The organism is Streptomyces sp. CA-111067 (assembly GCF_050956065.1).
Lineage (GTDB): Bacteria > Actinomycetota > Actinomycetes > Streptomycetales > Streptomycetaceae > Actinacidiphila.
Genome location: NZ_CP192103.1, coordinates 6,299,254 through 6,316,681, shown reverse-complemented (window position 1 = coordinate 6,316,681; position 17,428 = coordinate 6,299,254). Strand labels below are relative to the sequence as shown.

17 protein-coding genes are annotated in these 17,428 nt (G+C 72.8%); 8 read left to right on the top strand and 9 right to left on the bottom strand.

The window, feature by feature from the left end; all coding sequences use genetic code 11:
• Positions 1–14: 14 nt before the first annotated feature.
• From ACQPW6_RS27970 to ACQPW6_RS27955, 4 genes are read right to left on the bottom strand one after another with little or no spacing between them, the layout of a single operon-like run.
• A complete protein-coding gene (locus ACQPW6_RS27970) occupies positions 15–1,046 on the bottom strand; it encodes an alpha-ketoacid dehydrogenase subunit beta (protein ID WP_433892450.1) in 1,032 nt (343 codons plus the stop codon).
• Positions 1,043–2,023, bottom strand: a complete 981-nt coding sequence (locus ACQPW6_RS27965) for a thiamine pyrophosphate-dependent dehydrogenase E1 component subunit alpha (protein ID WP_433892449.1) — start codon at positions 2,021–2,023, stop codon at positions 1,043–1,045. Before ACQPW6_RS27965 ends, ACQPW6_RS27970 begins: the two co-directional genes overlap by 4 nt.
• Positions 2,020–3,081 (bottom strand): LacI family DNA-binding transcriptional regulator, encoded by a 1,062-nt coding sequence (locus ACQPW6_RS27960; protein WP_433892448.1) that lies wholly within the window; start codon positions 3,079–3,081, stop codon positions 2,020–2,022. The genes ACQPW6_RS27965 and ACQPW6_RS27960 overlap by 4 nt, the downstream gene beginning before the upstream one ends.
• Positions 3,078–4,013 carry a sugar phosphate isomerase/epimerase family protein gene (locus ACQPW6_RS27955; RefSeq protein ID WP_433892447.1) on the bottom strand — a complete coding sequence of 312 codons (936 nt, stop codon included), beginning with the start codon at positions 4,011–4,013 and terminating at the stop codon, positions 3,078–3,080. The genes ACQPW6_RS27960 and ACQPW6_RS27955 overlap by 4 nt, the downstream gene beginning before the upstream one ends.
• 189 nt (positions 4,014–4,202) lie before the next feature.
• Between ACQPW6_RS27955 and ACQPW6_RS27950 the strand changes: the two genes are divergently transcribed.
• Positions 4,203–4,517, top strand: coding sequence for an L-rhamnose mutarotase (locus ACQPW6_RS27950; protein WP_433892446.1), 315 nt, complete (start codon positions 4,203–4,205; stop codon positions 4,515–4,517).
• A gap of 230 nt (positions 4,518–4,747) precedes the next feature.
• Here the strand turns inward: ACQPW6_RS27950 and ACQPW6_RS27945 are convergent, their stop codons facing one another.
• From ACQPW6_RS27945 to ACQPW6_RS27935, 3 genes are all read right to left on the bottom strand, one after another.
• On the bottom strand, positions 4,748–5,014 hold the full coding sequence (locus ACQPW6_RS27945) for a muconolactone Delta-isomerase family protein (RefSeq protein WP_433892445.1): 267 nt from the start codon (positions 5,012–5,014) through the stop codon (positions 4,748–4,750).
• 32 nt (positions 5,015–5,046) lie between these two features.
• A complete protein-coding gene (locus ACQPW6_RS27940) occupies positions 5,047–5,754 on the bottom strand; it encodes an SDR family NAD(P)-dependent oxidoreductase (protein ID WP_433892444.1) in 708 nt (235 codons plus the stop codon).
• A gap of 233 nt (positions 5,755–5,987) precedes the next feature.
• Positions 5,988–7,187, bottom strand: a complete 1,200-nt coding sequence (locus ACQPW6_RS27935) for a mandelate racemase/muconate lactonizing enzyme family protein (RefSeq protein WP_433892443.1) — start codon at positions 7,185–7,187, stop codon at positions 5,988–5,990.
• A 244-nt stretch (positions 7,188–7,431) separates the two neighbouring features.
• Between ACQPW6_RS27935 and ACQPW6_RS27930 the strand changes: the two genes are divergently transcribed.
• The 5 genes from ACQPW6_RS27930 to ACQPW6_RS27910 all read left to right on the top strand — a co-directional run bounded on the left by ACQPW6_RS27930 (position 7,432) and on the right by ACQPW6_RS27910 (position 13,499).
• Positions 7,432–8,508 carry a sugar ABC transporter substrate-binding protein gene (locus ACQPW6_RS27930; protein WP_433892442.1) on the top strand — a complete coding sequence of 359 codons (1,077 nt, stop codon included), beginning with the start codon at positions 7,432–7,434 and terminating at the stop codon, positions 8,506–8,508.
• Positions 8,509–8,565: 57 nt separating this feature from the next.
• Positions 8,566–10,107, top strand: coding sequence for a sugar ABC transporter ATP-binding protein (locus ACQPW6_RS27925; RefSeq protein WP_433892441.1), 1,542 nt, complete (start codon positions 8,566–8,568; stop codon positions 10,105–10,107).
• A 29-nt stretch (positions 10,108–10,136) separates the two neighbouring features.
• On the top strand, positions 10,137–11,240 hold the full coding sequence (locus ACQPW6_RS27920) for an ABC transporter permease (protein WP_433892440.1): 1,104 nt from the start codon (positions 10,137–10,139) through the stop codon (positions 11,238–11,240).
• A gap of 73 nt (positions 11,241–11,313) precedes the next feature.
• Complete coding sequence (locus ACQPW6_RS27915) at positions 11,314–12,381, top strand: Gfo/Idh/MocA family protein (protein WP_433892439.1); 1,068 nt, start codon at positions 11,314–11,316, stop codon at positions 12,379–12,381.
• Positions 12,378–13,499 (top strand): mandelate racemase/muconate lactonizing enzyme family protein, encoded by a 1,122-nt coding sequence (locus tag ACQPW6_RS27910; protein WP_433892438.1) that lies wholly within the window; start codon positions 12,378–12,380, stop codon positions 13,497–13,499. Before ACQPW6_RS27915 ends, ACQPW6_RS27910 begins: the two co-directional genes overlap by 4 nt.
• A 9-nt stretch (positions 13,500–13,508) precedes the next feature.
• On the opposite strand, the gene ACQPW6_RS27905 is transcribed toward ACQPW6_RS27910, so the two are convergent.
• The gene (locus ACQPW6_RS27905) at positions 13,509–14,438 is read right to left on the bottom strand and encodes an SDR family oxidoreductase (protein WP_433892437.1); all 930 of its coding nucleotides are present in this window, start codon (positions 14,436–14,438) and stop codon (positions 13,509–13,511) included.
• A 151-nt stretch (positions 14,439–14,589) separates the two neighbouring features.
• On the opposite strand from ACQPW6_RS27905, the gene ACQPW6_RS27900 reads away from it, so the two are divergent.
• Together ACQPW6_RS27900 and ACQPW6_RS27895 are read left to right on the top strand one after the other, a co-directional pair.
• On the top strand, positions 14,590–15,342 hold the full coding sequence (locus tag ACQPW6_RS27900; protein WP_433892436.1) for a TetR/AcrR family transcriptional regulator: 753 nt from the start codon (positions 14,590–14,592) through the stop codon (positions 15,340–15,342).
• A 110-nt stretch (positions 15,343–15,452) separates the two neighbouring features.
• Positions 15,453–16,694, top strand: a complete 1,242-nt coding sequence (locus ACQPW6_RS27895; protein ID WP_433892435.1) for a DUF4032 domain-containing protein — start codon at positions 15,453–15,455, stop codon at positions 16,692–16,694.
• A 152-nt stretch (positions 16,695–16,846) separates the two neighbouring features.
• Here the strand turns inward: ACQPW6_RS27895 and ACQPW6_RS27890 are convergent, their stop codons facing one another.
• On the bottom strand, positions 16,847–17,323 hold the full coding sequence (locus ACQPW6_RS27890) for a hypothetical protein (protein WP_433892434.1): 477 nt from the start codon (positions 17,321–17,323) through the stop codon (positions 16,847–16,849).
• Positions 17,324–17,428: the final 105 nt, after the last annotated feature.

The following is a 17,428-nucleotide window of genomic DNA, read 5'->3' as shown; positions in this document are numbered from 1 at the left end:
TGTCGTAGCCGGTTCTAGTAGCTGGCGAGCCGCTGGGCCGCGGCCACGATCCGGTCCGCGTCGGGCAGCGAGGCGTCCTCAAGCGGCGCGGAGTACGGCACCGGGGTCGGGTCGGAGGCCAGCAACACCGGGGCCGCGTCCAGCAGTTCGAAGTGCTGCGAGGTGACCCGGGCGATCAGGCTGGCGCCCCAGCCGCCGTCCGGCGGGCCCTCCTGGACCACCAGCAGCCGTGAGGTCTTCGCCAGCGACACCCGTACCGCCTCGTCGTCGAACGGCACCAGCGTGCGCGGGTCGATGACCTCGGCCGAGATGCCGCGCGCGGCCAGCGTCTGCGCCGCCTCGACGGCCCGGTGCCGCATCTGCTGGCCGGCCACGACGGTCAGGTCGGTGCCGGCCCTGACGACGTCGGCGACCCCGATCGGCACCAGGTAGCCGTCGTCCGGCTCGGCCGGCACCTCGCCCTTGATCGCGAACAGGTTCTTGTGCTCGAAGACCAGCACCGGGTCGTCGTCGCGGATCGCCGACCGCAGCAGCCCGTACAGGTCCGCCACGGTGCCGGGGACGACGATCTTCAGCCCGGGGATGTTCAGGAACCAGTTCTCCGCGGCCTGCGAGTGCTGCGGGCCGAACCCGGAGCCGGCCCCGTTCGACATCCGGATGGTGACCGGGACCCGGGCCTGACCGCCGGTCGTGTACCGGTACTTGGCCAGGGTGTTGACGATCTGGTCGAAGCAGACCCCGGCGAAGTCGGCGAACATGATCTCCGCGACCGGGCGCAGCCCCATCAGCGCGGCGCCCACCGCCGTGCCGACGATGGCCTGTTCGGAGATCGGGGTGTCCCGTACCCGGTCGCCGAACCGCGCCTTGAGCCCGTCGGTGGCCTTGAACGCGCCGCCCGCCACGCCGACGTCCTCGCCGAGGAAGACCACGGTGGGGTCGGCCGCCAGCTCGTCGGCCAGCGCGCGGGCGATCACCTTGCGGTAGTTGATCTGCACCAGCTCGGAGGCGGGAGAAGCGGGTGCGGTGGTCGGGGTGTGTGTGGTCATCGGCTGGCCCAGACATCGTCGAAGCGGCGGTCGGTGGCGGGTTCGTCCCAGGCGAGTGCCCGGTCGGCGGCGGCCCGCACGGTGGTCTGCGCGCGGTCGCGCACGGCGTCGAGCTCCGCGTCGGAGACGCCGAGTTGGCGCAGCCGCCGGGCGCCCACCAGCAGCGGGTCGCGGGCCAGCCACTCGTCGAGCTCGCCCGGCGGGCGGTAGGCGGCCGGGTCGGCCCGCGAGTGCCCGGACTGCCGGTAGGTCATCGCCTCGATCAGCGTGGGCCCCTCGCCCGCCCTGGCCCGTTCGACCGCCTGCGAGGCGGTCTCCAGGACGGCCACGACATCGTTGCCGTCCACCCGGACCCCCGGCATGCCGTAACCGGCCGCGCGGTCAAGGAGGTTGGTGTTCGCCGTGGTGGTGGCGATCGGCGAGTACTCGCCGTAGAGGTTGTTCTCCAGCACGAAGAGCACCGGCAGCTTCCAGATGCCCGCGAGGTTCATCGCCTCGTGGAACGTGCCGATGTTGGCGGCTCCGTCGCCGAAGAAGGTCGCGCTCACCGCGCCGGTGCCCAGCAGTTGGGCCGCCCAGGCGGCGCCGGTGCTGATCGGCAGGTGCGCGCCGACGATCGCGAACGAGCCGAGCGCCCCCACGCTCAGGTCGGTCAGGTGCATCGAGCCGCCCTTGCCGCCGCACAGCCCCTGCTCCTTGCCCAGGATCTCGCCGAACGCCCGGTCCAGCGGGGCCCCTTGGGCCAGGACGGTGCCGTGCCCGCGATAGGTGCAGGTGGTGGTGTCGCCGTCGCGCAGCGCCGAGGTGACGCCGACCGAGACCGCCTCCTGCCCCTGGTAGAGGTGGGTGCTGCCGCGCACCAGGGCGCGGCTGAACCAGTCCTTGGTGATGTCCTCGAAGAACCGGATCTCGTGCATCCGGCGCTGCATGTCGAGCAGTTGCTCGCGGGTCGTCGTGTCGGCCACTGCGGAGGTCACGATCTGTCTCCTTGTACTGGTGGTGCCGTTCTTGCCGGGGCCGCGCAACTGCGGGCGCCGACGAAGCTGGTGGGCAGCGTGATCACCTCGGGCTCCGCGCCGCCGAACCGGGCCAGCAGCAGCCGGGCGGCCTCGCTGCCCATCTCGTAGGGATCGCGGTCGATCATCGCCAGCGTGGGCGTGAAGAACTTGGCCAGCGGCACGTCGTCGCAGGTGACCAGCGACATGTCGGCGGGGATCCGCACCTCCCTGGCGGCCAGTTCGGCCAGCACGCCGACCAGGATCTGGTTGCCGCCCGCGATGATCGCGGTGGGTGGTCGGCGGCCGTCGAGCAGCGCCCTGGTGGCCGCGCCGCCGTGCCCCTCGGTGAACGCGCCCGGCCGCACCTGGACGTAGACGCCCGGGTGCGATTCGACCGCCTCCTCAAGGGCGTTGATCCGCTCCCTGGTCGGCCGCACGTGCGGGGAGCCGGCGATCAGGGCGATCCGCTTGTGCCCGAGGCCGACCAGGTGCTCCACGGCCTGAGTTATTCCGGTCGCGTGGTCGGAGAGCACGGCGCTCTCCGGGTTCTGGGTCGGCAGGTCGCGGTCGATCAGCACGCTGGGGGTCTGGGTCCTGTTCAGCGCCTCGACCGTCTGCTCGTTGGTCTCGTCGGAGACCGACAGCAGCAGGCCGTCCACCCGGCGCTGCTGGAGCAGCCGGATGTGGGTGGCGTCGAGGTTGGCCTCGTTCACCGAGTTGGTGAGCAGCATCGCGTAGCCGGCGGCGCGCAGCGCGACCTCGGCGCCCAGCGCGATCTGGGCGAGCAGCGGGTTGGAGATGTCGCCGACGACGAAGCCGATGGTCTGGGTGGCGCCCTTGCGCAGCATCTGCGCGAGCATGTTGGGCTCGTAGCCCAGCTCCTCGACGGCGGCCATCACCCGGTTGCGCATCGCGGTACTGACGTCGGGGTGCCCGGACAGCACCCGCGAGACCGACGACATGGCGACGCCGGCGCGGTCGGCGACCTCGCGCATCCCGGCCCGGTCGGAGAGCGGCTGGCCCCCGCCCGCGCTCATCGGGCACCGGCCGCGGTGTGGGAGACGTTCGCGGTGGCCGCACCGGCCGCGGTGGTCGTGGTGGTCGCGGTGGTCGAGGCGTTCGCACCGGCCGTCGCGTTCGCCCGGTCGGCGGCCAGCAGTACGTCACGCAGCAGCGCGGACTCGCCGACCGTGTCCACCCGGTTGCAGTCGAGCCAGTCCTGCCAGGTGTACTCGAGCGCCAGATAGCCGGGGTAGTCCGGGGCGAGCCCGGCCACCACCCGGGCCCAGTCGATCGCGTCCTCGGCGACCCGCACCTGGAGGCCGCCGGGGCGGCCGGGGCGGCACTGGAGGTGCCGGGCGCGGCCGAGCAGCGGATCGATGAACTCCTGGGCGGTGCCGCCGTAGACGAAGTGCGCGTAGTCCAGGGTGAGGGTCAGTCCGGGTACGGCGTCGAGCAACTGCGCCGCCTTGTCCGGGGTGTCCACCAGCGAGCCGGTGTGCGCCTCGACCGACAGTGCGAGCCCGGCGGCCGCCGCCCGGTCGACCCGCTGCCGCAGCCCCGACACCGAACGGGCCAGGGCCTGTTCGAACGGCTCGCCGTCGAAGAGGACGCCGGGCAGCGTGGTCAGGCCGGGGGCGCCGAGCGCCGCCGCGAACTCGACGGCGTCGGCGAAGAAGTCCAGCGAGCGCTGCTGCTCGCCGCTGTCGGGGTGGTTCAGCGCCATCGTCTCGAAGTCGGTGTACGGGATCGCGAAGACGTCGGCGACGGCGAGGCCGCGGGATTCGGCCCGCTCCCGTACCGCGCCGGCGGTCAGCGCGATCGAGCCGTGCGCCTGCTCAGGGCGTACGTGGGAACGGCCCGTCATGAAGCCGATGTCCACGGCCTCGCAGCCGAGCGCCCGGACCAGGTCGAGTGCGCTGCCGTGGGACAGCAGCGGCCAGGTGTAGTCGGCGCATGACAGGCGCATCAGGTTCTCTTTCTCTCCACTGGGGGGTGTCCGGCGCGCGGACTCCGTACGGTCGGGTCCGTCGGGCTGTGCGCCCGCGCCCGGCCGGGTGCTCACGCTGGAATCCATTCCAGTACAGTGCCGGAGCATCGGTGCGAACGCAAGACGTCGTCTCGACCGACCCGAGAGGCCCGACCGGAAGGAGCCGCAGTGCAGCGCATCTGTTTTCTGATGGAGGTCGTCGCCGGCCGCGAGGCGGAGTACCAGCGGCGGCACGACGAGATCTGGCCGGAGCTGACCGCTGCGCTGAGCGAGGCGGGCGTGCGCAATTACAGCCTGTTCCGGCGCGGCACGCAGGTCATCGCCTACGCCGAGTGCCACCCGGACGCGGCGACGGCGTTCGGCAACGTCGGCGCGACGGAGGTGAACGCGCGCTGGCAGGAGTGGTTCAAGGACGTCCTCGCCGTGACGACGGGCCCGGGCGGGGAGTTCATCGAGGCGGACGAGGTCTGGCACTTGGACTGACGGGCCGGGCCCGGCGAACACGGCTTCCCGGCTACCCACCGGGGCGGGGCCGACGATCGGGCCGGCGCGGCCCGGGCCGCCGGGACCGGCGATGACGGCGCCTCGGCCGCCCCGCCAGTTCGGCCCGCACGCCACGGCGTCCACGGCGCTCCGCCGCCGCGCCCCGCACGTCACAGCGCCCCCGCCGCCCGGCGGTCCGCTCGCGGCGACCGCGCCGGTCGGGCGGCCGTTCACCGTGTCTCCAGTTCGTGGTCGGCCAGGGCCAGTACCTCCGCGTCGAGCCATCGGCGGAGTGGTAGGCGGTCGAGGTGGGTGACGAGGTCGGTTGGGTTGTTCGCGTGCCAGATGCCTACGTTTGCGCGTTGGCCTGGTAGTCGCCAGATGCGGGTGATCACGCCCTCGGCGATCAGGGCGCGGCCGACGCGGCGCTCCTCTTCGACCAGGGCGCTGAGGTCGGGGTGGTCGCGCAGGGCGGCCCAGTCCTGTCGGATCGTCACCAGGAACTCCACCGTGATCTGCCCCCTCGGACTCAGTACGCCAGCCAGCCGCCGCTGACGTTCAGCGTCGCGGCGGTGATGAAGGACGCCCTCGCCGAGGACAGGAAGAGCACCGCGGAGGCGACCTCCGCCGGTGTTCCGACCCGGCCGAGCGGGGTGGCCTCGACGATCGAGTCGAGCGCACCGGGGGCCAGGTCGGTGGTCAGCATGGGGGTGTCGATCGCCCCGGGCGCCACCGTGTTGACGGTGATCCCGTCAGGGCCGTAGGTACGGGCAAGGCCCCGGCACAGCGACACCAGCCCGCCCTTGGTCGAGGCGTAGACGGCGGAACCCCCGTACCCGCCGCTCCACCAGCCCTGCGACGCGGCGGCGACCAGCCGGCCGCCGCCGCCCTGCCGCCGCATCTGCTCGGCGGCGGCCCGCAGCAGGAAGAACGCGGACTTCAGGTTGACGTCGTGCTGCACGTCCCAGTCGTCCTCGGTGACGTCGGCGAGGTCGGCGCGCCGCCGCATCACCCCCGCCAGGTGCGCGACGACGTCGAGGCCGCCGAGCCGGTCCACCGCGGCGCCGACCAGCGCGGTGCACGCGGCCGGATCGCTCAGGTCGGTGCCGAGCGCCGCGCGCACCCCGCCGGGGGCAGCCCGGCCGGGCAGGTCGGCGGCCACCACCTGGGCGCCCGCGGCGACGAAGCCCGCCGCCACCGCGGCACCGATGCCCCCGGCCGCCCCGGTGACCAGCACCCGCGCGCCGCGCAGCCCGTCGTCCAGGAGGGACGCCCCGGAAGCCGGTTCGCCAGCACCGGCACCGGCAGCGACATCGGCACCGGCCGCCGCCCCCGTCGATCCAGCCGATCCAGCCGATCCAGCCGTTCCGCCGGCACCGGGCACCCCGGCCGTTCCGCCAGAGCCGGCCGACCCGGCCGCCCCGGCCGTTCCACCAAAACCCGCCGACCCCGCCGATCCCGCCGCCCCGCTCACTTGTCCAACCTGTGCCGCTCGATGTACTCCCAGTCCAGGTCCCAGCCGAGCCCCGGCCGGTCGCCGAGCACGATCTCGCCGTTCTCCAGGTCGCCGCGGTTGGTCACCAGGTTCCACCAGAACGGGTCGCGGACCGGGTGGAAGCACTCGGCGAAGGTGCCGTGCGGGATGCTGGCCACCAGGTGGGTGCTGACCTGCGGCTCCTCGTGGTGGCCCATCTGTACGTCATAGCTGGACGCGATGGCCGCCACCCGGCGCCACGCCGTGGGGCCGCCCGACCAGGACGCGTCGAAGTTGCACACGTCCACCGAGCCGGTCTCCATCAGGTCGCGGCAGCCGCTCGCGGACACCTCGCTCTGCCCGGCGCAGACCGGTATCCCGCCCAGGTATCTGACGTCCCGCAGCGAGCGCCGGTCGTTGTGCCACATCACCGGCTCCTCGAACCAGCGGATGTCCTGGTCGGCGAGCCGGCGGGCGAGGTCCACCGCGTCCGGCACGCTGTAGCCCTGGTTGGCGTCGATGCACAGCACGAAGTCCGGGCCCGCGGCGGCGCGGGCGGCGCGCACCCGCTGGGCGTCGACCTCCGGTGACCGGCCGCCGACCTTGAACTTCATCCCGGCCAGGCCCAGCACGTCGCGGTAGTAGCCGACCTCCTCCTCGATGGGTCCGAGCGGTTCGCCGTAGTAGCCGCCGATGGCCGTCATCGGCACCCGGTTGCGGGCGCCGCCCCACAGCCGCCACAGCGGCTGGCCGAGGATCTTGCCGGTGGCGTCCCAGACGGCGGTGTCGAGCGCGGCGAGCGCGACCAGGCCGATCCGGCGGTCGCGCAGGATGTCGAAGGTCGCCGAGTAGCCGGTCTGCCAGATCCGCTCGGTCTCCAGCACCTCGAGTCCGATCACCCGGGGGGCGATCTCGTCGAGCAGCACGGCCCGTATCTCGTGCGCGGTCGCGTCCTCGTCCCCGACGTACGCCTCGCCGACGACGCCCTGGTCGGTCCTGATCCGGATCACCAGCGTCGCCCGGTGGGTCATCCGGTAGTAGCTGCCGCGGAACTCGCGGGCCAGCGGGGCGCGTACCGGCACCACTTCGATCGACTCGATCCGGGCCCCCGGGCCGAGTGCCCCGGGCGACAGCGGTGCGGCCGGCTCCGGGATCACCCCGGAGACAGTGCTGACGACGTTAGGTGCATCCGACATGCGACCTCCTCAGGCTGGAATCGATGCCAGAGTTGCAGCATTCGTACCCTCGGTCAACCATCTGCGCCGGTCGGATCGCTGTCATGCCAGTTCACGGCGCTGTCCGGGCGAAGGAGCTTTGGCCGATCTGGCGCAGAACCTTGACGTTGGCGGCGATATGGAGCTAGGAAGTCCTGGAATCCATTCCGGAGATTGCCACCACCGCTCGGCGCCGTGGGCACGAGTCAGCTGAAAGGACGTTCGTATGAGATCCAGGAGGCTTCTGATCAACGTGCTCGCCGGGGTGGTCGCGGTGGTGCTGCCCGCCGCGTGCAGTACCGGCAAGGCGGGGACCAGCAGCACCGCGTCCCAGACGGTGCCGGCCACGGTCAACCCGGGCGCGTCGACGGCGGCCCCGCCGAGCGGCGAGTCGGACGCGGTGACGTTCCAGCAGGCGGTCCCGGGCAGCGGGAAGGGCATGAAGATCGGGCTGATCACGCTCGACGACTCGGTGCCGTTCTCGAAGCTGGTCAGCGACGGGATCAAGACCCAGGCCAAACGGGCCGGCGCCCAGCTCGTCTACTGCGACTCCAAGGGCGACGGCGCCACCGCGCTGGCCTGCGCGCGCAACTTCAAGGTGCAGGGCGTGCAGGGCTACCTGAACTTCCAGTCCGACGCGAAGTCCGCCGACTCCATCTGCGGCGCGGGCCCGTCGGTGCCGGTCATCGCGATCGACATCGCGCAGGGCTCCTGCCAGACGTCCTTCATGGGCGCCAACAACGAGTTCGCCGGCAACCTGGCGGGCAAGGCGCTCGGCACGTACATGAAGAAGAACTTCGACTGCGAGTACGACGCTTTCGTCTCCATGGAGGAGCCGGACGCCGGTGAGGTCAACACCGCCCGGATGGGCGGCTACCGCAAGGGCTTCGAGTCGGTGTGCGGCCCGGTGAAGAACCTCAGGACCGAGAACGCGTTCCGGATCGACCAGGCCCGCACCACGTTCGCCGACGTGCTCACCACGCTGCCGGGCGCGCACAAGATCGTCGTCGCCGCGATCAACGACGACGCGATCGAGGGGGCGCTCGCGGCGGCCAAGACCGCGGGCCGGCAGAAGGACCTGTACGTGTCGGGGCAGGGCGCCGACCCGTCCTCGTGGTGCGCGATCAAGTCGAACCCGCAGTGGGTCGGCGACACCGCGTACTTCCCCGAGCGGTACGGCGAGATCGGGGTGCCGTACCTGATCCAGGCGATCAAGGGCCAGACCATCCCGAAGAACCTGCTGGTCCCGCACCAGATCATCAACTCGGCCAACGTCGGCAGCGTCTACAGCCCGTCCTGCTGAAGCCGCTGAACCGCTGAACCCGCTGATCCCTGCCGACCGGCTGAATCGGAGACGTCGATGACCAGCACCACGACCCGGAAGGCCGGCCCCGCGGCCTTCACCCTGCGGGCCCGGGGCATCAGGAAATCCTTCGCCGGCACCGAGGTACTGCACGGCATCGACGTGGACGTCCTCGGCGGCCGGGTGCTGGCGCTGCTCGGCGAGAACGGCGCGGGGAAGTCCACGTTCGTCCGGGTGGTGGCCGGTGCGCACGCCCCGGACGCGGGCACTCTCGACTTCACCGCGGCGGACGGCGGCACCGAGCGGGTCGCGGGCCTCGATCCGCTCAGCGCCCGCGGGCGCGGCATCCGGATGATCTTCCAGGAGCTGTCGGACGCGCCCGACCTGACCGTCGCGGAGAACATCAGCCTCGGCCACTGGCCGCGGCGCGCCGGGCTGGTCAACTGGAAGGCGCTGCGCGCCAGGGCCCGCGGCGTGCTCGACAGCATGGGCGTCGAACTCGACCTGGACGCCACCGTCGGATCGCTGCGGATCGGCGAGCGGCAGATCGTGGAGATCGCCCGCGCGCTGTCCGACGACGCCACCTGCCTGGTGCTGGACGAGCCGACCGCCGCGCTGTCCGCGGAGGAGGTGGAACGGCTCTTCGGCTTCGTACGGCGGCTGCGGGAGCAGGGGGTGGCGATCGTCTACATCACCCACCGGCTGGACGAGGTCGCCGCCATCGCCGACGACGTGGTGGTGCTGCGTGACGGCGAGGTCTCCGCGGCCGGGCCGGCCGCCGACTTCCAGCGGGCGCAGCTGGTCACCGCGATGGTCGGCCGGGACATCGGCGCGGTGCACCGGCCGGAGGCACCGGCCGAGGACGCGGGCGCGCTCGGCGAACCGGTGCTGGAGTTCCGCGGCGCCGGTTCACCGCCGGCCTACGCCGACCTCGATCTGACCGTCCGCGCCGGCGAGATCGTCTGCCTGTACGGCAAGGTCGGCAGCGGCACGTCCGACATCGCCGACACCGTCTTCGGCCGCCGCCGGCTGAGCGCGGGATCGGTGCACGTGCTCGGCCGCGAGCCCGCGAAGGAACCCCGGCAGGCCATCGACCAGGGCGTCGGCTATCTGGCCGCCGACCGGCAGCGCGAGGGCGCGCTGATCACCCGCTCCATCGGCGAGAACCTGGCCGCCCCGTCCTGGCCGCGGCTGAGCCGGTTCGGGGTGATCAACGCGGCCCGCGAGCAGCAGGCGTTCGGGCGCTGGAGCCGGGACCTCAACATCCGGGCGCCCGGCGGCGCGGACCAGCTGCTCGCCACCCTCTCCGGCGGCAACCAGCAGAAGGTGCTGCTGGCCCGCTGGCTGGAACGCGGCTCGAAGCTGCTCGTCCTGGTGGAGCCGACCCGCGGGGTGGACGTCGGCGCGCGGGCCGACATCTATACGGCGCTGCGGTCGATGGCCGCGCAGGGCGCCGCGGTGCTCGTCGCGACCAGCGACTACGAGGAGGTCGTCCAACTCGCCGACCGGGCCGTGGTGATGATCCGCGGCCGGGTCACCCGCGAACTGAAAGCCGACCAGATCACCACCGAGGCACTGACGGACGCCGCCGGCGGATGAACGACACCACCAGCTCCGAAGAGGAACCCATGTCCCACATCACCGGGAAGAACCAGACCTCCGCCGAACCGGCCGCACCGGTCGGCCTCACCAAAGCCACCGGCACCGCCTCAGCCGCCCAGGCCGCCGACCACGCCGACCCCGCCGGGACCGCCACCGCCGCCACCGCCGCCACCGCCGCTGGCGCGCCCGGCGTCCGCAAGCGAAGCCGCTCCGCGCCCGAACTGGCGGCGCTGCTCCTCGTCCTCGTCGCGCTGATCGTGTTCTTCTGGCTCAAGTCGCCGTACTTCCTGACCAAGGACAACATCATCAACGTGCTGACCGCGATCGCGGTCACCGGCATCATCGCGATCCCGGGCACGATGCTGCTGATCGCCGGACAGGTGGACCTGTCGGTGGGCAGCGGCGCGGCCTTCTGCGGCGTGATGATGGCCACCGTCTCGCAGAACCACGCGCTCATCATCGGCGTCCTGGTCGCCGTCGGCCTCGGCATCCTGATCGGACTGGTCAACGGGCTGCTGGTGACGGTGCTGCGGGTCAACGCGCTGATCGCCACGCTCGGCATGCTCGCCGTACTGAGAGGTCTGACCGAAGTGCGGGCGCACGGCGCCACCGTGGAGCTGGCGAACTTCTCCGGGCTCGGCACCGCCCGCCCGTTCCTGAGCATCCCGGTGCCGGCGCTGCTGCTGCTCGGCATCGCGGTGCTGGCCGCGCTGCTGATGCGCTACACGGTCTTCGGCCGGTCGCTGTACGCGGCCGGCTCCAACCCGGTCGCCGCGCGGCTGGTCGGCGTGCGCGGCGCGAAGATGATCGTCATCGCGTTCGTCGCGAGCGGTGTCGGGGTGGCGCTGTCCGGGCTGATCCTGGACTCGCAGCTGTCGGCGGCCTCGCCGAACGCGGCCACCGGACTCGAACTGTCCGTGGTGACCGCGATCGTGCTGGGCGGCGCGAGCCTGGCCGGCGGCCGGGGCACCATCCAGGGCACGATCGTCGGCCTGCTGATCATCGGGGTGCTCAACAACGGCCTCACGCTGCTGAACGTGTCGAGCTTCTACCAGCAGGTCGCCAGCGGCGCGCTGCTGATCCTCGCGGTCAGCTTCGACCAGCTGCGGCTGCGGTTCGCGAAGCTGTGACCGGCCGGACCTGTGATCAAGTGGTGCCGGCGACGCCGACGGTGTCGTGGGTGCCGTGGAACGGAGTGACAACGTGACGAAGCTGCGCCTGGGGGTCATCGGCGCCGGGTCGTGGACGCTGGCGGCGCATCTGCCCGCGCTGGCCGCGGCCGCCGGCGACGTCGAGTTCGTCGGGGTGTGCCGGCGCGGCGGCGACGCGCTGGCCAGGATCAAGGAGCGGTACGGGTTCGAGGTCGCCAGCGAGCACCAGCAGGACGTGCTGGCGGCGGGGGTGGACATCGCGGTGGTCGCCAGCCCGACGGCCTCGCACTACGAGCACGCGATGGCCGCGCTGGAGGCGGGCGCGCACGTGTTGTGCGAGAAGCCGTTCACGATGACCTCGGCGCAGGCCTGGTCTCTGGTGGACACCGCGGAGCGCACCGGGCGGCATCTGCTGGTGTCGTTCGGCTGGAACTTCTCGCCGATGATCGCAAGGGCCCGCGAGCTGCTGGGAGTCGACGGCATCGGCAGCGTCGAGCACATGGCCGTGACGATGTCCTCGCAGACCCGTGAACTGCTCGCGGACAGCGGCGCGTACCCGGACGCGAGCGCCGACACCGCGCCGGAGCAGGCCACTTGGACCGATCCGGAGAAGTCCGGCGGCGGCTACGGGCAGGCCCAGCTCTCGCACGCGCTGGCGCTGGGCCTCGGCCTCACCGGTGCCCGGGCCAGGGGCGCGTTCGCGCTGATGGCCGCGCCGCTGGGGGCCCGGGTCGAACTGCACGACGCGATCAGCCTGTCGCTGGCCGGCGGCGGTATCTGCAGCGTCGGCGGCGCCTCCTCCTACCTGGGCGCCGACGGCAACAAGCACCATCTGGCGGTCGAAGCGGTGGGCTCGGCCGGGCAGTTCAGCGTCGACGTGTTCCGTGAGCGGGTGTCGGTCTTCCGGCCGGGACGCGGCCAGCAGGATCTGGACGTGGTGCCCGGCGAGGGCGCGTACGACGGCGGGCGGGCCGCCCGCCGCCTGGTGGATCTGGCGCTCGGCCGGACCACCGACAACCCGGCGCCCGGTGAGCTGGGCGCGCGGACGGTCGAGGCGCTCGAACTGGCCTACCGGAGCGCCGCCAGCGGTCTGTTCGAGACGTCGGAGGTGCTCGCGTGAAGGTCATCGGTGTGGAGGCGGTCCCGGTCCGCTACCCGGAGCCCAACGACAGCGGCGGCATCCGCCACCTGCTGTTCGTACGGGTCACCGCGGACGACGGCACGGTGGGCTGGGGCGAGGCCGTCACGATGTGGCCGGAGGCGACGACGGCCTGCGCGGCGCTGGTCGACGGCCTGGCGCCGCTGGTCGTCGGCCGCGATCCGATGGAACACGCGTCCGTGCATGCCGCGTTGAAGGACCACACCTGGTGGTACGGCAACGGCGGCCTGGCCTCGTTCGCGATCTCCGCGCTCGACATCGCGCTGTGGGACCTGGCCGGCAAGGCGTCCGGGCTGAGCCTGCTCGACCTGCTCGGCGGCCCGGTGCACGCCGCGCTGCCCGCGCTGGTCAGCTGCCACGCCACGCTCGCCGACCTGGACGAGATGGCGGCGACGATGGCCGGCTGGGTGCGCGAGCACGCGGCGGCCGGGATCAAGGTCGGCTTCGGCAAACGCGGTTCGGCCCGGCTCGGCGCGGACCACGACCGGGACGTGGCCTTCGTCGCCGCGCTGCGCCGGGAGCTCGGCCCGGGCCCGTCCATCATGATCGACATCGGCGCGTCGGTGCGCTGGGACGTGCGGACCGCGGTCCGCCGCACCCTGGCGTTCGAGGAGTACGGCATCGACTGGATCGAGGAGCCGCTCGGCGCCGACGACCCCGAGGGCTACGCGGAGTTGCGCGCCCGGGTCGGTACGAGGATCGCCTACGGGGAGCGCGAGTGGACCCCGCGCGGGGTGCGGCGGATCGTGGCCACCGGCACCGTGGACGTGGTCGGCGTCGACCCCGGCCGCTGCGAGGGCGTCACCGGCTGGCGGGAGGCCGCCGCGCACACCGGCGCGGCCGGCCGGGAGATCAACGCGCACGCGTGGTCGAGCGCGATCGTGACGGCGGCCAGCCTGGCGCTGTCCTTCGCCACGCCGAACTGCCGCCAGGTGGAGATCAAACCGATCACCAACCCGATGCAGCACGAGCTGACGACCAGGCCGCTGCTCCCCCGCGACGGCGTCTTCACCCCGCCGGCCGGGCCGGGCTTGGGCGTCGAGCTGCGGCAGGAGGTTCTCGACCGCTACCGCGTCTGACGGTCCCGGTCAGGACGCGCCGGCGGTGGCCGGCAGGGACACGCCGGTGAGGCGCTCCGACTCGGCCCACAGCCGGGCGGCGGCGGCCGGGTCCAGGGCCCGGCGCGGGATGCGCGCGGTGGCGGTCGGGCCGACCAGGCCGAACCGGCCGCCGGGACCGTAGTAGAAGCCGGCGGCGGCGTCCGGGCTGGTCGCGGCGTACAGCAGCGGCTCCGAGCCCTGCTCGACGCCCTGCGAGGGCAGGAACGGCACCCCGTTGAGCACTGACCGCTTCGGCTTGTCGCGGCCCAGGCTGGCACCGGCCGTCTGCAGGTTGGTGCGGGTGAAGCCGGGGTGCGCGGCGGTGCTCAGCAGCGGCCAGCCGCGGTCGGCGGCGACGGCGGCGAGTCGCCGGCTGAGCATCAGGTCGGCCAGCTTGGACTGGGCGTAGCTGAGGTTGGGGCTGTAGCGGCCGTGCTCCCACTGGAGGTCGTCGAAGCGGATCCGGCCGTAGTTGGCGGTGCCGCTGCTCATGGTGGCCACCCGGGGCGCCTCGGCGGCCAGCAGCGCGGGCAGCAGCCGGAGGGTGAGCGCGAACGGGCCGAGGTAGTTGCTGCCGAACTGCAGCTCGAAGCCGTCGGCCGTGGTCATCCGGGTGGGCGGCGCCATCACTCCGGCGTTGTTGAGCAGCAGGTCGAGCGGGCCGTCTGCCAGCGTCGCGTCGGCGAACTCCGCGACCGAGCCGAGGTCGGCCAGGTCCACCCGGCGTACCAGCAGGTCCGCCCGCGGGTGCTCGGCCAGGATCTCGGCGCGGGCCTGCTCGCCCTTGGCGGGGGTGCGCACGGCCAGGACCACCCGCGCTCCGGCGGCGGCCAGCCGGCGGGCGGCCTCCTTGCCGGTGCCGCTGTTGGCGCCGGTGACGACGGCGGTCCTGCCGGTCTGGTCGGGGACGACGTACATCGGGACTCCTCGGGTCGAGGTCTTTCCAGCCTTGGGACGGAGAGCGCGGGCCGCGGAACGCCGCCACATAAAGGACCGGTGGTCTGTTGCACTCGACGTTAGCAGACCGCCGGTCCGATAACAACAGACCGGGGGTCTGTACGATGGGCGGATGGACACACCATCCCCGTCCGAGCCCGCCCGCGCCGCCGGTTCCGCCCCCGCCTCCGCCCGGTCCGCCGACTCCTTCCAGCGCGCCCGCAGCGAGGAGCAGCGCGCCCAGCGGCGGCAGGCGATCCTGGCGACGGCCGCGGCGATGCTCGCCGAGATGCCGGTGTCCCAGGTCAGCCTGAACGAGCTGAGCCGGCGGGTCGGCCTGGCCAAGTCCAACGTGCTGCGGTATTTCGAGTCCCGCGAGGCGGTGCTGCTCGAACTGCTCGACTCCGCCATGCGCGACTGGCTGGTGGACCTGGACGCGGAGCTGGACGCGGCGGTCGACCCGGCGGCCGACCCCCTGGACGTGCGCGCCGACACGGTGGCCGCCGTCCTGGCCGCCTCGCTGGCGGCCCGGCCGGTGCTCTGCGATCTGACCAGCGCGCAGGCCGCCGTGCTGGAGCGGAACGTCTCGACGGAGGTCGCCGTCCGGTACAAGCGCTCCGCCATGGCCAACGCCCTCGCCCTGGCCGGGCTGATCGGCTCCCGGATCCCCGAGCTCGGCGAGGCGGACGCCTTCCGGGCCACCGCCGCCGCCCTGCTGGTGGCCGGCGCCGTCTGGACGCACTCCCGCCCGTCGGCCGCGATGCTCGCCGCCTACGAGGCGCACCCCGAACTGTCCGCGATGCGGCCGGACTTCGCCGACGTGCTGCGCCAGCTGCTCGAAGTGACCCTCTCGGGCCTGCTGGCCCGCGGCCGGCGCCCGGTATGAGGCGGCACGGCACCGCGCCCGCATGACAGCATCGGAGCCGGACCACCAGGACACCGCACCCCGACCGCGCGAGCCGGCCGCGGGGCCGCGCGAGGAAGCCGAGGCGTGACATGGCACTTCAGATCAGGGCGTTCGACTCCGACCACCCGTCGGCGCTGCTCGACCTGGAGTGGGCGCTGCCGCTCGAACAGTGGCCGGACGCCTCGCTCGTCGCGCTGCCGCGCGGCATCTCCCGGCACGTGGTGCGGTTCGCCAGGGCCGGCGACGAGGTCGTCGCGATCAAGGAGGTCAGCGAGTGGGCGGCGGTCCGCGAGTACGACCTGCTGCGCGACCTGGACCGGCTCACGGTGCCGGCCGTCGACCCGATCGCGGTGGTGACGGGGCGGGTCGACGCGGACGGCGAACCGCTGGAGCCCGCGCTGATCACCCGGCACCTGGGCGGCTCGCTGCCCTACCGCTCGATGTTCGAGACGACGATGCGGCCCGGCACCGTCAACCGGCTGCTGGACGCGCTGACGGTGCTGCTGGTCAGGCTGCACCTGGTCGGCTTCGCGTGGGGCGACTGCTCGCTGTCCAACACCCTCTTCCGCCGCGACGCGGGCGCCTACGCCGCCTACCTGGTGGACGCCGAGACCGGGCAGATACAGCCGGGGCTGAGCAACGGCCAGCGGGAGTACGACATCGAGGTGGCCCGGCTGAACATCGCCGGTGAGCTGATGGACCTGGAGGCCGGCGGCTCGCTGCACCCGTCGGTCGACCCGATGACGTTCGCCGAGGCGATGGTCGCCCGCTACACCGACCTGTGGCACGAGCTGACCAGCGAGTCCGTCTACCCGCTGAGCAAGCGGCACCAGATCGACGGGCGGATACGGCGGCTCAACGACCTCGGCTTCGACGTGGCCGAGATGCAGCTCCAGCGCTCGCCCGAGGGCGACACGGTGACGTTCCTGCCCAAGGTCGTGGACGCCGGGCACCACCAGCGCCAACTGCTGCGGCTGACCGGCCTGGACACCGAGGAGAACCAGGCGCGGAGCCTGCTCAACGACCTGGAGAGCTGGATGGCCGGCCAGGACGACTACGAGCCGGGCGACCCGCTCGGCGCCCGCCCCGAGGTGCTGGCCCACCGCTGGGTGCGCGATGTGTTCCGCCCCGCGGTGCGGTCGATCCCGCTGGAGCTGCGCGGCCGGATGGACCCGGCGCAGCTGTACCACGAGCTGCTCGAACACCGGTGGTACCTGTCGGAGAAGGCGCAGGGGGACGTCGGCCTGGAGAAGACCGTCGCGAGCTACGTGGCTGACGTGCTGCCGAACGTGCCGGACCCGGAGGCGCTCGTGGAGGCGGCCGAGGAGTGACGGGGGGTGCTGACCGCGGTCCGGCCACCGTTCGGCTCCCGGCGCCCGTACAACCCCCAGCCCTACAGCGGTGAGCGGTGCCCGCAGCCCTCTCGGGTTGCGGGCACCGCTCCTTTGCCGGTCTCGTGCCGGTCTCGGCAGATCTGCCCCGGTCAGTGGCCGAACAGATGCCGGGTGTGCCGGTGCCGGGGCTGCTCGGCGGTGGGGGCCGTCTCCGGTTCGTACCGGCTGGCGGCGTACTCCGGCTCGCCCTCGCGGCTGTTGTCCCAGTTCCCGCCGCCGTCCCAGCCGGTACCGGTGCCGGTCGCCGGCTCGGTGTCGTTCTTGTGCAGCTCCGCGGCCAGCGCGTCCCGCTCGCGGGCGGTGTCGTCCGCGGTGCGGCGGGCTTCGGCGAGCTTGCGGGACTTGCGGCGGCGCAGGGCGCCGCCGGCCAGGGCCATCATCACACCGAGGCCGAAGATCAGTGCCAGCGCGAGGCCGGCGCAGAAGATCGACAGCGAGTTCATGGTGGCGACGTGGTGGCCGAGGATGGTCACGTTGTAGTCCGGGCCGCCCGACAGGTTGTCGGCGAGGACGAGCCCGGTGAACGCGGCCGTTGCGGCCAGGAGCAGCAGACCGAGGAACAGCATGGCGGTCACCTCCATGGGTGGCGAGTTGCTGCGCTGCTACCTCTCGGCTACCCGGCGTACGCCAGATACTCATGAGACCCGCGATCCGTTGCCCCGGCGGCCCCC

What these genes read in the sequence shown, in the direction of transcription:
- ACQPW6_RS27970 (WP_433892450.1), bottom strand. Translation starts at nt 1,046, where the DNA reads ATGACCACACACACCCCGACCACCGCACCCGCTTCTCCCGCCTCCGAG.
- ACQPW6_RS27960 (WP_433892448.1), bottom strand. Translation starts at nt 3,081, where the DNA reads ATGAGCGCGGGCGGGGGCCAGCCGCTCTCCGACCGGGCCGGGATGCGC.
- ACQPW6_RS27955 (WP_433892447.1), bottom strand. Translation starts at nt 4,013, where the DNA reads ATGCGCCTGTCATGCGCCGACTACACCTGGCCGCTGCTGTCCCACGGC.
- ACQPW6_RS27935 (WP_433892443.1), bottom strand. Translation starts at nt 7,187, where the DNA reads ATGTCGGATGCACCTAACGTCGTCAGCACTGTCTCCGGGGTGATCCCG.
- ACQPW6_RS27930 (WP_433892442.1), top strand. Translation starts at nt 7,432, where the DNA reads ATGAGATCCAGGAGGCTTCTGATCAACGTGCTCGCCGGGGTGGTCGCG.
- ACQPW6_RS27925 (WP_433892441.1), top strand. Translation starts at nt 8,566, where the DNA reads ATGACCAGCACCACGACCCGGAAGGCCGGCCCCGCGGCCTTCACCCTG.
- ACQPW6_RS27920 (WP_433892440.1), top strand. Translation starts at nt 10,137, where the DNA reads ATGTCCCACATCACCGGGAAGAACCAGACCTCCGCCGAACCGGCCGCA.
- ACQPW6_RS27905 (WP_433892437.1), bottom strand. Translation starts at nt 14,438, where the DNA reads ATGTACGTCGTCCCCGACCAGACCGGCAGGACCGCCGTCGTCACCGGC.
- ACQPW6_RS27900 (WP_433892436.1), top strand. Translation starts at nt 14,590, where the DNA reads ATGGACACACCATCCCCGTCCGAGCCCGCCCGCGCCGCCGGTTCCGCC.
- ACQPW6_RS27895 (WP_433892435.1), top strand. Translation starts at nt 15,453, where the DNA reads ATGGCACTTCAGATCAGGGCGTTCGACTCCGACCACCCGTCGGCGCTG.
- ACQPW6_RS27890 (WP_433892434.1), bottom strand. Translation starts at nt 17,323, where the DNA reads ATGCTGTTCCTCGGTCTGCTGCTCCTGGCCGCAACGGCCGCGTTCACC.